The sequence below is a fragment of the Bacillus sp. PPSBB_2 genome, from assembly GCF_045291115.1.
Classification (GTDB): domain Bacteria; phylum Bacillota; class Bacilli; order Bacillales; family Bacillaceae_G; genus Bacillus_A; species Bacillus_A cereus.
The window spans coordinates 675,652-691,320 of the sequence record NZ_CP147983.1 but is presented as its reverse complement, the minus strand read 5'-3'; the positions used below and the strand labels follow the sequence as shown (position 1 = coordinate 691,320).

The window sequence follows — 15,669 nt, the reverse complement described above, 5'->3', positions numbered from 1 at the left end:
ATCCGTTTTCCTGGAAAAATGATAGTAACCGAAACTATCTCCAGAAAGGACGGATTTACTAGTATGATAACCAAATTTGATGAAAATCAATCCATTTTACAGATTTTATTTGCATACGTAGACAGTTTAACTATTGAAGGCGTTCCGCCTGTGACAGGTCGCCCACCAATCTGTAGAAAAGCCTTACTGAAATGCTTTTTCTTGAAAACTGTATTTCAAATTGACTCTTTNTTATTTTCCGTTGCAGATGCTGCTTACGATAGTCAACGTATTTATGAAATTGCACGAACATGTAACATCTTTGCCATGAATCCAATCAATCCTAGGAATGGTGAACAAAATAAGAGTACACATCGTCGTGTATTATCTCATTTTATACAAACTATCTTTGGTAAACAATTGATGAAAGAACGTAGGAAAATTGAACAACAGTTTAGTAAACTCAAAGATAAAGGGTTGGAACAGCCACGTTGGTATGGTCAAAATCGCTATCTATTGCATGTTCAGCTAGTTTTTCTGATTCATAACATTGCATGTTTATTTTAGTTTTGCAACACCCTCTAATGTAAAAAAAAGTAAAGCATCTGAATGCTTTACTCTTTTTTTCTATTCGATAATATACTTGGCAATTGTACATTAACTGCTAACTTATGAATAAATCCAAACACTAGTCCAATCCCAATAAATATGTATAAGATTGTAAATATCTTTCCGAAATCAGTTTGCGGACTAAAATTCCCATCACCGACAGTCGTCAACGTGACCACACTAAAATATAAAGCGTCAATAGGACGTAATCCTTCAACTGTACTATAAAAAATCGTACCCGATATTAAAGTCAGAATTGTTAATACAAATAATACTTGAAATTCTTTATCTTTCCACGCTCGTAAACAGGCTCTTAACATTCGCTTTAAAGTTAACAAAAATGAAAGCATTAGATTCTCCCTTCCAAACAAAAATACATTGAGTCAAAGGAAAGTCTATCACCTTTCAGTATAGAAAAAAAGTAGCCCTCTTCTATTTCTAGAAAAGGGCTACTTTATTCGATTCTATCTTATTTAGGTGAAACAAGAATTTTCACTTGTGTTTTATCTTTTACCAGTGCTTCAAATCCTTCTTCAACAACTTGATCGACTGTAATTTTTTTCGTAATTAATTTCTCTGCTTGAATTTGACCAGAGCTAATTAATTTAATAACGGCTGGGAAGATGTGACGGTATCCTAAAATACCAATAACTTCTTTTTCTTTTAATACTAAATTATTTGGAGTAATTGTTGCGTCTTTTTCCCATACACTAACAATTACAGTTTGTCCTTCAAAGCTTGTACTTTCAATCGCTTGACGTAGTACAACTTCAACACCTGTTACTTCAAAGCTAACATTTACCCCTAAACCATTTGTTAAGTTACGAATTTCAGCTAACACATCTTGAGTTGCTGGATTTAATACATAATCCGCACCTGCTAATTTCGCTAACTCTTGACGTTCTTTAGAAAGTTCAACTGCAATAACAGGAGTTGCTCCTGCTGCTTTAGCTGCTTGGATAACAAGAAGTCCAATTGGACCGCAACCAAATACCGCTACAGCTTCCCCTTCTTTTAATTTACTTTGACGTACTGCATGAACTGCTACTGCTGCTGGTTCTACAAGCGCACCTTGTTCATACGTCATTTCATCTGGAATGTGATGAACCATATCTTCTGGTACTACTGTATATTCAGAGAAACCGCCGCCTTCTCCGCCAAGACCGTGGAAAACAAGTTGTTCACAAACATTGTAATGTCCATGTTTACAAGCTTCACATTTACCACAAGAATAAATTGGCTCTACAACAACGCGGTCTCCCACTTTATGAGATGTAACTCCTTCACCAATCTCTATTACCTCACCACTAAACTCATGACCTAAAATAACAGGTGCTTTCACATGTGTTAATGGATGTTCTTCTGTTGGAATAAAAATAGGACCTGCTAAATATTCATGCAAGTCTGTCCCACAAATACCACACCATTTAACTTTGATTTTCACTGTTCCTGGTTTTACTGTTGGTTCTGGTACTTCTTCTACTCGTACATCACGTTGATTATGCCAAAGTAGTGCTTTCATTTTATACATCCCTCTCTATGTATATACTTAACCTGGTGAAGTTTACAATTCTATTATAATACTTCTATCCATATATTTCAAAAAAACAATCACATTCCCACTAATTTTTTACAAATAACGTTCAATATTTTGTCACTTTGTACTTTTTTCCACATCTGTTAATTCAATTTCATTGCAGGTGAAATTAGCATTGTGCCATAATAGCATAGGAGAGGTGAATATCGCTTGAAATATTTTATTTACTTTATCGTTATCGTGGCATTTTTAGATACATTTTCACAATTACCTATTATGAGTACTTTCGCTCAAAGCCTTGGAGGAACTCCTCTTATTATCGGGCTAGTTGTCGGTATGTACTCATTCGCTAATATGATCGGTAATATTATTGCTGGAGCCGCTGTCGATAAATTTGGTGCAAAAAAAATCCTTTATATAAGCATGGGAATTACGAGTTTCATAGTCTTGTTATACACCGTTGTTCAAAGTGGTGAACAACTATTAGTTGTGCGCTTTATGCATGGATTTAGTGATGGCTTTTTAATTCCTGCTGCCTTTACATTTTTATCAAAACAAACAAATGCAAAAAGACAAGGAAAAGCAATGGCTCTATCTGGTGCTGCTGTTGGAACAGCCGCAATCGTAGGACCTGCTTTCAGCGGTATTATGAAAGCAACAGCTGGCGTAGAATGGGTCTTCATTACTATTTCTATTTTAATGGCTCTTGGTACGATCGTATCTCTATTCTTCTTACCAAATAACGTATCAAGAAAAGATACATCAAGAACACAAATGATGAACAAAGAAGATATGGTTGAACTTTTAAAATCAGAACCGTTATTACAAGCATATATTGGTGCTTTCACATTAATGTTTTCACAAGGAATTGTCACTTACATGTTACCAGTAAAAGTTGAGGCATTAGCGCTTAAAGCATCCACAACAGGCATGATGTTAAGTGTATTTGGTATAACTGCTATCCTCTTCTTCTTACTTCCAACAAATCGTATTTATGATCGATTTAATCGTTCAAAACTAATGCTAATCGGAATTGCAGTTATGGCATTCGCATTATCTTTACTCGGATTATTTGCTACAAAAGGTATGCTCTTTATCGTAATGATGATTTATGGAATTGGATTCGCAATCCTCTTTCCATCTATTAACGCTTTACTCGTTGAAAATACTACAGACGATAATCGCGGAAAGGCATTCGGATTATTTTATGCCTTCTTCTCATTAGGAGTTGTTGCTGGCTCCTTTACAGTCGGCGCAATCGGAGCATCACCTAGCGTCAGCTTCATTATCGGGACAGCATTTTTATTAACATTTGCTGGGATGATTTATGTAAGAAGCAAAGTAAAAAAGACAATGATGGGATAATCCATCGTTGTCTTTTTTTTAATGCATATTGATATAACTCGTAATATAATGGAAGCGTTGGAATAATGCCAATTAATTTAAATATAAAAGGTAACCGCTCATCTCCTTCTTCATATAAACGAAAAACAAAAACTGTAGTTAAAGTCCAAATGACGCTAAACAAGAAGATACATTTCCAAACAATTGAGGTTAATATTTGTATATCAAATACAAAACCAAAGAGCCCTATCGAATAGAACTCTTTTTGCCCAATATATTACTTTTGTGTATAACCAAATAACAATGTAAATAAATTGAGCCGTAGAGGCAATAATACATCTCTTCTTTTAAACAGAAAGTTTATAAATACTGACGATACTTCGACAATTTCCTCGGAAATATTTCCTTTCCCCACATAATTTGATACAGTACACATGAATAAACACTTGTATTACATAAAGTGAAACTTTAATCAGTGGGGGTTTGGTTCCTCCCCACTGATTATTAGTTGAACCAATCGGGCTTTTACGGGCAGTTGATCTCCCAACTAACTTCTTTACTTCCACTGAATTTTGAGGTGGGGATCTTACTGACCGTTAATGCGGGATAAACTAAAATAATAACTTACTGTACAAATCAAAAAGCACACTCTTCATATGAAGAATGTGCTTTTATGTTATTAACGTTTAATCCAAACAGCGCCTGCCAATTTATCTTCTGCCTGTCCAACAACTTGGAATTTAAGTCCAAGGTTTGGAACTTTTCTTCCTGCGTCTGCAATTTGCTTGTTACTATATACTTTTGAATCATCAAAAGTTGTAACACCTTGTAATCCAGAATAGTTAAACTGACCACGTGTTAATGAATTTACACTCCATGCTGGTGTTTTATCAAATGAAAATGCAGCATCTGCAATTTGCATGCCCGTATTACCGTATGCTGGTTTTCCGTTTAAATTACCAACTAGCGCTTCTGGATGAGAATCTACAACACCCAGGAATCCTTCACCTGGATGCATCCCAACCCAGTTATCTTTGAAACTATCATCTGCATACCAAACGACAAGGCCTGTATTATACACTGGACCTTTTCCTGCTTTTAAACCATTATCTGATCCCGCATAGTTTCTCCACTCTAAGTAGTAATAATGAGCTTTCTTCTCTGTCCCATCAGAAACAACAAAACCATTTAAATTCATTTTAGACTGTCCTTCTACATCATCAGAAAATACAACTTGTCCATCAACAGTTACATTTACATTGTCCATCGCAAAACCTTTATATGTTACAGCCGGATCTGTAATATAGTCGAATTGTAGTTTCACTTTTTTGCCTTTAAATTGACTTAAATCATATGATTTATCAATCCATTTCCCATCTGTTGTATCTTTATCTCCTTGGACTACTTTTTCCCCAAGTCTATCAATTAATGTTTTCGTTCCATCTTCTGTTACTGCATGTACTTCGACGAAATCGCACTCTGCTTCTAACTCATAATTTGCTTTATAATCGAATTTTGCATTTGTTCCTTTCGTTAAATCAAAGAATGGTGTCTCTAACGTTGTATGCATATCATCGCCTCTTGTACTATAATATGCATGCTTTCCAAACTCCGGTTTAATCGTTTCAACACTTTTACCTGGTAAGTTAACACGTACAACGCCTGGACGATTTGATTTCGTAACACTTTGATCAATATAGGTAGGAACTCCCACACCACTCTTAATTTTATCGTAATCTACTTCTAATATTTTTGCCCAGTTGCCACCCATATTCTTTTGTAAGAAATCTTTATTTTGTGGTGAAAAACTAGTCGGCTCTGTTCCTGCGATTTTCCCTGTCCAACTACCTCCACTCATTAATGACCAAGCTTCGACTGGTGAACCATTTCCAGTATATTTCGTGTCATATTCATCTGGTAATCCAAGATCATGTCCAAATTCATGTGCAAACACACCTACAGCTCCATCTTCTGGTTCAATTGTGTAATCATGTGCTGCTACTTTACCACCAAAGTAATCTACCTTTGATTTCGTACCTTCAATCGCTACTGGATCTACTGCTAATTTTGAACGATGTGACCAGATCGCATCATCACCTAATTTACCGCCACCAGCTTCTTGACCAACACCAGCATGGATTACCATTAAATGATCAATTACACCGTCAGGTTCATTTTGATTCCCGTCCCCGTTTGTATCATATCTATCAAATTGATCAAACTGGGATAAATCTAGTCCTTTCTCAGCAGCTGCATGCAAAGCTTCTTTCACTAAATCACGTGCACCCTTTGGACCTTTATTATCGTGACCACTGCTACCATCAGCTCCATAATCAGATGCTTTTCCTGGAACAGTTAGCCACTCCGTTACATATCCATCTGTCGTATAACTACCACCAGACTGCTCTTCATAGTATTGTTTAAACGTTTTTACTTTTGAACCATCAAATAAAGTATACGGCTCATTACCGAACAACATCTTTTGATAATGTTCTCTACTAAAGTCTTTCGAATACATATAACCTGGTGTTTGATCAATATTATTATGTTTATAATCACTAAATTCAACGAGTAACACTAATACTTTATCCGATCGAACAGATCCCTTATATGGAGCTTGCTTTGCTTTTGAAGTTGGAACTTGCCCATTCAATTGCTTTTTATTTGGTTCTGGCTTTTGCTCAAGGCTAACATTTTTTTCAGCCTTTTTTACATTTTCCTTTTCTTCCATCTTTTTCTCTTTTACTTTTTTTGTGAAATCAGACGTTTCTTGTGAGTGAGCATCTGGAAGAATTTCTTTATTCGCCTGATCTCCTTGTTTCTTTTCAATATATTGCTCGACAGCTTTTTTCGTCTCTTCTTTAGAAGATGCTGGATTAATTGTTCCTCTTTCTTTCAGTGCTTCCGCTAAACGATCTTCTTGAATTAAATTGTAATCAATTGGTGTTGTAGATACATTATCTTTCTCTTTTGCTGGCGTTTCTGCGTATGTTAATGGAGCACTCATTACAGATGTGCATCCGATAATTGCCGCAATTGCTAATGACGATAACACTTTAAATGGCGCTTTTCTTCTCATTCCATTTCTCTCCTTTTATAAAACTTAAAATTCAGATAAATAAGTACATTTTTGTCGAAATCCCCGTTTACTACCCTCCCTATATAAAAAGGCATAATTCTATAAACGTTAAGCTTTCTGTTATAGAATCATGCCCTCCAGTTTTCTGGTCAGACCCTCTATCTTTTTATCCCTTGGTTCAATTAATAATCAGTGTGGGGATGAACAAAGTCCCCACTGATTAAAGTTTCACTTTATATCGAAATATGAAAAATAAAGAGTTATGTGATATATATTAAATATCTTATATAACAAATTTAAAAGACAATATGCAAAATTGCATGAAAATTCTTTTAAATAAAAAAGAATCCTAGTCAATTAAACTAGGATTCTTGCTTTTCTATTATCTCTCTTGTGTTTTTTCCCAATCAGCTAAGAATTTCTCAATTCCTTGATCTGTTAATGGGTGCTTCACTAATGAAGCAATTACGTTTGCTGGGATTGTTGCAATATGTGCACCGTTTAATGCTGCGTCAGTTACGTGAACACTGTGACGTACAGATGCTGCAATGATTTCTGTTTCGATGCCATGAATCGCAAAGATTTCTGCGATTTGACGAATTAAGTCCATACCGTTATGACCGATATCGTCTAAGCGACCTAAGAATGGTGAAACGTATGTTGCACCAGCACGAGCTGCAAGTAACGCTTGAACTGCTGAGAATACTAATGTAACGTTTGTACGAATTCCTAAGTCAGAGAATGCTTTTACTGCTTTTAAACCTTCTGTTGTCATTGGAACTTTTACAACAACGTTTGGAGCAATTTTCGCTAATTCTTTTCCTTCTTCGATCATTTTATCAGCTTCTAAGCTAATTACTTCTGCACTTACAGGACCTTCTACAACGTTGCAAATTTCACGAATGCGCTCGTGAAAATCTACGCCTTCTTTTGCTACAAGTGATGGATTTGTCGTTACTCCAGCTAATACGCCTAATGCATTTGCCTCTTTAATTTCGTTAATGTTTGCTGTATCAATAAAGAATTTCATTTGTTATTCTTCCTTCCTAATTTTCATTTTATATTTATTTTTTTTTCTTAATAAGCTCTAATTCAATCGGAATAGATTTGTCCACTTTTTTACCTTGTGTTATCTCTTTTGCTGTTTGCATCGCCTTCTCTCCGATTAATTCTGGTTTTTGAGCGACTGTTGCAGCCATACGCCCATCGTTAACCGCTTTCACAGCATCTTCTGTTGCATCAAATCCAACAACTACTACATCTGTTTTTCCAGCAGACTTCAACGCTTCAAGTGCACCTAATGCCATCTCGTCGTTATGAGCAAACACGGCTTTAATATCGCTATTTGCTTGCAAAATGTTTTCCATAACAGATAATCCTTTCGCCCTATCAAAATCAGCCGCTTGTTTTGCAACTACTTTTAAAGACTTATCGGCTACGTTATGGAATCCTTTCCCACGTTCACGAGCGGCAGAGGATCCAGGGATTCCTTCTAACTCAGCAACGTTTGCTCCTTCGCCGACTAATTCACGAATGTAATCACTAGCCATTTGACCACCTTCAATATTATTAGAGGCAATGTGAGAAACAACCTTACCTGAATTTGCAACGCGGTCTACTGTAATAACAGGAACGTTCGCTGCATTTGCAGCACTTACCGCTGAAGCAACAGCATCTGAATCGGTCGGGTTAATAACAACTACATCGACACCTTTTTGAATTAAATCTTCAACATCGTTCGTTTGCTTTGCTGCATCATTTTGTGCATCAACAGCAATCAATTCAATGCCGCTTTCTTTCGCCTTCTTTTCTGCACCCTTTTTCAAAGTTACAAAGAAGGGATTATTTAAAGTTGAAACAGAGAATCCAACTTTAATAGTTTTATTTCGACCTTTATCGCTAGAATCCTTTGCCCATTCTGGTGGTTCCATTGAACAACCAGCAGTAACGACCATAATACATGCAACGAGTATAAGTAACCATTTCTTCATGAACTGTCCCTCCATTACGCTTCTTTTCTGCGATCAATTAATACAGCTAGTAAGATTACAAGTCCTTTTACAACTTGTTGGAAGAAAGAAGATACACCTAATAAATTTAAACCGTTATTTAGTACACCAATAATAAGTACACCGATGAATGTACCAACAATCCATCCTCTTCCCCCAGAAAGACTTGTTCCACCTAATACAACTGCTGCAATTGCATCTAATTCGTAAGAAGTACCTGCAGTCGGCTGTGCAGAATCTAATCGTGATGTTAAGACAATACCTGCAAGCGCTGCCAAAATTCCGGAAAGACCGTAAATCATTACTTTAATTCTCGTAACATTAATACCTGATAGTGCTGCTGCTTCTTCATTTCCACCAATTGCAAATGTACGGCGACCAAATGTCGTTTTCTTCAAAATGAAGTACAGTACTGCGAAAGCGATCATCATTGTAACAGCGGGTACCGGAATACCAAGAAAATAACCACGGCCAAACATTTGGAACATTAAATGATCACCAAGACCAGTGATCGGACGTCCGTCCATATAAACAAGCGTCAACCCACGAAAAATAGTCATTGTTGCTAAAGTTGCAATAAATGGAGCTACTTTTCCTTTCGCAATGATGATACCGTTTACAATTCCCATTACAAGACCTGCTAATAGTCCAACTGCCATTGCAAGGAACGGATCCATGCCACTTGCCATCATTCCAGCTACAAGTGCACTTGATAATGCTAAAATAGAACCTACCGATAAGTCAATACCCCCTGTTAAAATTACGAAGGTCATTCCGAATGCAATAAGCGCATTAATCGATACTTGACGCAGTATATTAAATAAATTTGGAATTTCAATAAACGCTGGATTTAAAGCTGTAATTACGACGATAATTAATACTAAACCGATTAAAGAACCAAGTTGTTGTAATACATTCCCCTTCTTAGCCATCCTTACTCTCCCCCTGTAGCTAGTGCCATAATAGACTCTTGTGATGCCTCATCTTTCCCTAAAACTCCGCCGACTTTTCCTTCATGAATAACAAGAACTCGATCACTCATCCCTAAAACTTCCGGAAGCTCAGATGATACCATAATAACGGCATCGCCTTGCTCTGTAAGCTTATTCATAATAGAGTAAATTTCTTTTTTCGCTCCAACATCAACACCCCTTGTTGGCTCATCTAAAATGAGTAATTGCGGATGAATGCCTAACCATTTTGCGATTACAATCTTTTGCTGATTTCCACCAGAAAGAGATTTCACTGCCTGCTCTCCGCTAGATGCTTTCACATTAAGAAGCTTCATCATATCCTCTGTAAACTGTTGTTCTAGCTCGTTGCTTAGAACACTTCCCTTTGAAAGACTTTCTAAATTCGGTAAAGCTAAATTTTCTCGAATTGAAAAATCTAACACTAATCCTTCAGACTTTCTATCTTCTGTAATGAAAGCAATTCTTTGTCTAATTGCATCTATTGGACTATCAATCTTTACTTCTTGTCCATTTATAAAAATTTGTCCAGAGTCTAAAGGTTCATAACCAAATATCGCTTTCATAATATCAGTGCGACCAGCCCCCATCAAACCAGCTACACCAAGGATTTCACCTTTCCTCACTTGAAACGAAACATTTTCAAATTTCCCTTTCTTCGTTCCGTTACGCATTTCAAAAATGACATCACCAATTTGACTATTTCGCTCTGGGTAACGTTCACCAATGCTGCGCCCCACCATCATACTCACTACTTCATCAAATGATGTTTCTGGAATTAATCTCTTTCCCACGTATTCTCCATCACGCAAAATCGTAATAGCATCACATATTGAGAAAATCTCTTCCATACGATGCGAAATGTACACGAATGAAACACCTTCTTTACGTAACTTATTGATTACTGTAAAGAGCGTTTCGATTTCACGATCCGTCAGTGCCGCAGTAGGTTCATCCATAATAATAACGCTCGCGTTTGTCATTAATGCTTTCGCAATTTCGATAATTTGCTGTTGTCCAACCGATAATTCCTCTGCTAACATAGCGCCTCTTACATGCAACCCTAACTCCGCTAGTTGCTGCTGCGCAATCGCGTTCATTTGTCGAGTGCGTAAAATACCTGTTTTCCCATACATTAACTCTTTACCGAGAAACATATTTTCAGCTACTGTTAAATTCGGCAATATGTTTAGTTCTTGATGTATAAATGCGATGCCGTACTCTTCAGCTTCTTTCGCATTTTTAAAGGTGCGCTCTTGCCCATCAATCGTGATTGTCCCACCATCTTTTTTGTATACACCTGTTAAAATCTTCATGAGCGTTGATTTACCCGCTCCATTTTCCCCCATCAATGCATGGACTTCTCCTGTTTCAATCATAAACTGTGCATTCTTCAAAACAGGATTGCCATTGAACGCCTTTGAAATGTTTTTCATTTCAATATGCATTCCCATCACTTCCCTTTATTAAAAAATCACGCCTGCATGTAAAATTACATTTGCATAAGGCGTAGCCTCGCCTGTACGAATAATCGCCTTCGCTTTCTTTGTATGCTCTTTAAATTGCTCATGAGATACATACTCAAATGCTGGCTCTGTTAATTTCTGCTCGATCTCTTTATTTACTGCCGCATTATTTATAATGACTTCTTCTGCTAACGTCACTTTTTCGATTGCCATATCATCAGCTACAACTTGTAACACTTCTAAAAAACTCGGTTTTCCAATCTCAACAGCTAAATCAATTCGTTTTACTCCATCCGGAATCGGTAACCCGCAATCAGCAATTACAACCGTATCTGTATGCCCAAGTGAAGCAAGGACTGCCGCGATTTCACTATTTAATACACCATGCTTTTTCATCCAACAATCACCTGCACTTCACGTACTCGATCTCTCGTTGGCATACCGCCCTGTGCTCCAAGTTTCGTTACAGAAAGACCACCGGCAATATTCGCGAAACGAATTGCTTTTTGAAGTGTCTCTCCTTCAGAAAGTGCAACTGCTAACGCACCATTAAATGTATCACCAGCTCCAGTTGTATCCACTACATCAACAGCAATGCTAGGAACATGTACAATCTCCGTGCCATTATGGAAACGAACACCGTTAGAACCTTCTGTCATCAATAATTTATTGGGATACTTCGCCAATAAATCTTCAATTGGTGATGTAAAATCATCTAATACGATGCGGCACTCATGTTCATTTGGCGTAATATAAGTTGCCTTTTCTAAAATGTCTTCTGATAAAACTTGTGCTGGCGCTGGATTTAACATAACAGGAATATTATGTTCCTCACAAATAGCCAATACATATTTTACTGTTTCAAGTGGAATTTCTAGTTGAAGAACAACCATATCCGCTTTTACAAGAAGGTCTTTGGAGCGATCTACAACTGACTTATTTACAAGAGCATTTGCCCCTTGTACGACAACAATACTGTTATCTTCTTCTGCTAAAACGATATGAGCAATTCCTGTCGTTCCATCTGTAACCGGTACCACATAATCGATAAAAATGCGTTCGTTCTCTAGATTTTTTCTAACTACTGTTCCATAATCATCATTTCCTACCGCTCCAACCATTGCTACATTTGCTCCTAACCTAGCTGCAGCAACTGCTTGGTTTGCCCCTTTCCCTCCTGGGATTGTATGAAACGCTTCACCAATTACTGTTTCTCCTGCTTTCGGGCGTTTTTTTGAAACAGCCACTAAGTCCATTGAAATGCTTCCTACTACTGCAATATTTGGCATCTGTTTCATCTCCTTACTTCGTTGTATTTCGTTCTATAATTTCAATCGGCAAACGATAATGTTTCTCTTCTAATGTATTTCCTTCCATTTGCTCTAACAACAACTCTGTTGCAATTTTCCCCATTTCATATATCGGTTGTGCAACTGTCGTAATAGATGGATACATCATTTCCGTTAAAGAAATGCCATCAAATCCGATAATTTGTAAATCATCTGGAATGGCAATCCGCTTTTGAAGTGCCGCCTTTACAATACCGATCGCAATTAAATCATTCCCAGCGACAATACCATCAATATGCGGGTATTCTTCTAATAATTCCATCGCTACACGCTCACTATTTGCTGGATCAAACGTACTCTCTGCAATCATATACGAAAGATTATTTTGCGTAATAACGTCTACAAAACCTTCAAAACGTTCATTTGCAGTACTCACATCACGTGGACCGCGAATATGTGCAATATGTTTACATCCTTTATCTAGTAACAACTTTGTCGCAGCCTGACTTCCTGCATAGTTATCTGCATATACAGTAGGAATACGCTCATTAAACATACGGTCAATCGCAACAACTGGAACAGATAAATTCATGTAATTAACACTATTTTGTGGATTCGTTGCTACAATAAATCCATCTACATTATTTTGTCTAAGTACATCAATATATTGTTTCTCTTTTTCTAAACTTTCATCAGAGTTACAAAGGACAACTGTGTAACCTTGTTTATGTGCTACATCTTCTACGGCACGTGCAACTTCCGGAAAGAATGGATTCACGATATTTGGAACAACTAAGCCAATTAAACGAGACTTTTTATTATACAGTGAACGCGCTACTGTACTAGGCTTATAATCTAACATCTCAATTGCACGTTCTACCTTTTTTAATGTATCTTCGTGAACATATCCATTTTTATTTAGAACTCTGGAAACGGTCGCAACAGATACTCCCGCTAATTTCGCAACGTCTTTGATCGTACTCATTCTCTTTTCTCCTCATTTCATGTAACCGTTTACAGAAAATAATATAACGTATTTCTAAAAATACGTCAATCATTTCTCACTAAAAAGCTTTTAAGGTTATACTCAAAAAAGCACCGCCATAAGGCGATGCTTCTTCATTACGAGTATGATACAGTTTTTTCTTTTTCTTCTACAACAAGCTCTTTAGCATCTTTTTTACGATCTGATAATTTAATTTTTTGTAAGAAAATCGTAAAGATGGCACCTACTACGATAAATACTAATCCTGTTAAGAATACAGTATGAAGCGAGTCTACTAAAGAGTTTTTCAAAATAGGTACAATGCTGTTAGCGAACGCTTCTGGCATTTGTTTTAATGCCTCTGGGCTAAATAGCATTGAATATAAACCTTGTGGATCTGTGTGAATCATATCTTTAAATTTCGTTACCATTTGTCCCGCTTCTTTCGGGAATGTATCTAATACAGGTACTAAATTTTTTGTTAATGTCGTACCTGAAGTGTTATTCATAATTGACCCTAAAATTGTAATACCAAATGTACCACCGATTTGTCGGAAGAATTGACTTGATGACGTTACGACACCAAGGTCTTTTTTCGGGAAGCTTTCTTGTAACGCTAATGTTAATGTAGGCATTACAAGACCCATTCCTAAACCGATAACCATCATATAAGAAGTAGCTGTAAGCTTCGTTGTGTGCATATCCATCGTTGTTAATAACCAGAAACCACCGGCCATAATAAGCATACCTGCGATAATTTGTGGTTTTACACCAACTTTTAATACAAGTTGCCCACCGATAATACTCATCACAATCATTGTAATCATCATTGGAGTCATAATTGTTCCTGATTCAGCAGCACTTACTCCTACAATCCCTTGCATGAAGAATGGTACGAACATAATCGCACCGAACATTCCAATACTCATAAAGAATCCAATCGCATTCAGTATTGTAAATGTGCGATTTTTAAAGAAGTGCATTGGTAAAATTGGCTCTTCAGCTTTCGTTTCAACGATAACAAAGCTAACGATACCAATTACAGCTAGTGCAAATAAACCGATAATTTGCCAAGAATCCCATGCATAATCTTTTCCGCCAAACGTTAGCGCAAGTAATAAACTTACAACACCGAGAATCATCGTAAAGATTCCAGCGATATCAATTTTAATTGGTCCTGTTTGTTTATGTGATTTTAATCCCATTGCAATAAAGATTGTTGCTAAAATACCAACCGGTAAGTTAATGTAGAATACCCATCTCCAGTTCACTGCATCTACAATCCAACCACCAACTTGTGGTCCAATTACAGAAGCAAGGCCGTATAACGCCCCAAAAATACCTTGCCATTTCGCACGTTCTTTTCCCGTGAACATATCTCCAATAATAATCATAGCCATTGGCATCATAATACCGCCACCAAGACCTTGAATACCACGGAAAATAATTAATTCTGTCATACCATTTGCCATACCACATAACGCCGAACCAATCATGAAAATAACTAGCCCTGTTATATATACGTTACGACGACCAAGTAAATCAGCTAATTTACCTGCAATTGGTACAACTGTCGTTGATGTTAACATATAAGCTGTTGTTAACCATGTCATTAAGCTTAATCCACCTAGGTCACCGACGATACGTGGCATTGCTGTACCGACAATTGTTCCATCTAATGCAGCAAATAGCATCGCGATAATTAAACCGATTAACAACAACTTTCTATTTTGATTTTCTTGTTGCTCCATGTAATCTCCTCAATTCCTCTTAGTTATTCTCTTTTTTCTCTTGTGTCCCGCAAATAATGGTTTCTAACTTCTCAAAGAGACGTAATAAATCTTCTCTTTCTTGCAACTCTAAATGTGAAAAGTATTTTGCAATATGCTCGTTACGAGCTGTCATTGCCTCTTCTACTCTAGCTTTCCCCTTTTTCGTTAACTCGATGATGACAACGCGACGGTCATCTTTGTCGTGATAGCGTTCTACAAGTTCTTGATCGATTAGACGATCAATCATCACTGTAATCGCGCTAGGCTTCACATACATCTTTTTCGCTAATGTTGTCGCTCTTGAAGCCCCATAATGATCTAGAATCTTTAAAATATAAAACTGCGGTGGTGTAAGTCCTGTCGCTTGCATTTGTTCTAATAACTCCGTTTGCATTTTCTTTCCAATCGAAAAGGCAAGAGCTTGAATTTTATCGATATGCGTCATATCATTTGGCATGTTATCCACCTCTTATTTAAACAATAAAATATTTAATGTATTTAAATATTAATCCCACGAATAAAATCCGTCAATACTTTTATTCATAAAAACGTTTACATTTTTGTCACAAAGTTGTATAATTTTCGACGAAGTTAATATTGACAGTCACGGAGAAACGGAGTACACGGCT

The 15,669-nt window shown here is 36.9% G+C and carries 14 protein-coding genes and 1 pseudogene; 2 read left to right on the top strand and 13 right to left on the bottom strand.

What is annotated here, in order from left to right; translation table 11 throughout:
* Positions 1-63: 63 nt before the first annotated feature.
* The gene (locus tag V6946_RS03345) at positions 64-546 is read left to right on the top strand and encodes a transposase (protein WP_406622212.1); all 483 of its coding nucleotides are present in this window, start codon (positions 64-66) and stop codon (positions 544-546) included.
* A gap of 47 nt (positions 547-593) precedes the next feature.
* Here V6946_RS03345 and V6946_RS03340 read toward each other — a convergent pair whose 3' ends face one another.
* Both V6946_RS03340 and bdhA read right to left on the bottom strand, forming a co-directional pair.
* Complete coding sequence (locus V6946_RS03340; protein WP_000948210.1) at positions 594-938, bottom strand: potassium channel family protein; 345 nt, start codon at positions 936-938, stop codon at positions 594-596.
* 119 nt (positions 939-1,057) lie between these two features.
* Positions 1,058-2,110 carry a (R,R)-butanediol dehydrogenase gene (bdhA, locus tag V6946_RS03335; RefSeq protein ID WP_000645827.1) on the bottom strand — a complete coding sequence of 351 codons (1,053 nt, stop codon included), beginning with the start codon at positions 2,108-2,110 and terminating at the stop codon, positions 1,058-1,060.
* A 225-nt stretch (positions 2,111-2,335) separates the two neighbouring features.
* On the opposite strand from bdhA, the gene V6946_RS03330 reads away from it, so the two are divergent.
* Complete coding sequence (locus tag V6946_RS03330) at positions 2,336-3,490, top strand: MFS transporter (protein ID WP_000873272.1); 1,155 nt, start codon at positions 2,336-2,338, stop codon at positions 3,488-3,490.
* On the opposite strand, the pseudogene V6946_RS03325 reads toward V6946_RS03330, so the two are convergent.
* From V6946_RS03325 to V6946_RS03275, 11 genes and pseudogenes are all read right to left on the bottom strand, one after another.
* Positions 3,411-3,719: pseudogene (locus V6946_RS03325) on the bottom strand (hypothetical protein); the annotation flags it as partial. The gene V6946_RS03330 and the pseudogene V6946_RS03325 overlap by 80 nt on opposite strands.
* Before the next feature lie 429 nt (positions 3,720-4,148).
* Positions 4,149-6,548: a M6 family metalloprotease immune inhibitor InhA2 gene (gene inhA2 / locus V6946_RS03320; RefSeq protein ID WP_366982250.1), complete on the bottom strand. Its 2,400-nt coding sequence runs from the start codon at positions 6,546-6,548 to the stop codon at positions 4,149-4,151.
* 382 nt (positions 6,549-6,930) lie between these two features.
* Entirely contained in the window at positions 6,931-7,578 is a 648-nt protein-coding gene (fsa, locus tag V6946_RS03315) for a fructose-6-phosphate aldolase (RefSeq protein WP_006918022.1), read from the bottom strand.
* A gap of 34 nt (positions 7,579-7,612) precedes the next feature.
* Positions 7,613-8,539, bottom strand: a complete 927-nt coding sequence (gene rbsB / locus V6946_RS03310; RefSeq protein WP_000758998.1) for a ribose ABC transporter substrate-binding protein RbsB — start codon at positions 8,537-8,539, stop codon at positions 7,613-7,615.
* Between the two features lie 14 nt (positions 8,540-8,553).
* Complete coding sequence (locus tag V6946_RS03305) at positions 8,554-9,489, bottom strand: ABC transporter permease subunit (protein WP_001074641.1); 936 nt, start codon at positions 9,487-9,489, stop codon at positions 8,554-8,556.
* A gap of 2 nt (positions 9,490-9,491) precedes the next feature.
* The gene (gene rbsA, locus V6946_RS03300; RefSeq protein ID WP_006918021.1) at positions 9,492-10,976 is read right to left on the bottom strand and encodes a ribose ABC transporter ATP-binding protein RbsA; all 1,485 of its coding nucleotides are present in this window, start codon (positions 10,974-10,976) and stop codon (positions 9,492-9,494) included.
* A gap of 18 nt (positions 10,977-10,994) precedes the next feature.
* Positions 10,995-11,390, bottom strand: a complete 396-nt coding sequence (rbsD, locus tag V6946_RS03295; RefSeq protein ID WP_000716150.1) for a D-ribose pyranase — start codon at positions 11,388-11,390, stop codon at positions 10,995-10,997.
* Positions 11,387-12,283 (bottom strand): ribokinase, encoded by an 897-nt coding sequence (gene rbsK / locus V6946_RS03290; protein WP_001132860.1) that lies wholly within the window; start codon positions 12,281-12,283, stop codon positions 11,387-11,389. Before rbsK ends, rbsD begins: the two co-directional genes overlap by 4 nt.
* Before the next feature lie 13 nt (positions 12,284-12,296).
* Entirely contained in the window at positions 12,297-13,268 is a 972-nt protein-coding gene (gene rbsR, locus V6946_RS03285; protein ID WP_197228400.1) for a ribose operon transcriptional repressor RbsR, read from the bottom strand.
* Positions 13,269-13,405: 137 nt separating this feature from the next.
* Complete coding sequence (locus V6946_RS03280; protein ID WP_006918016.1) at positions 13,406-15,019, bottom strand: MDR family MFS transporter; 1,614 nt, start codon at positions 15,017-15,019, stop codon at positions 13,406-13,408.
* A gap of 19 nt (positions 15,020-15,038) precedes the next feature.
* A complete protein-coding gene (locus V6946_RS03275) occupies positions 15,039-15,497 on the bottom strand; it encodes a MarR family winged helix-turn-helix transcriptional regulator (protein WP_001132365.1) in 459 nt (152 codons plus the stop codon).
* Positions 15,498-15,669 lie beyond the last annotated feature (172 nt).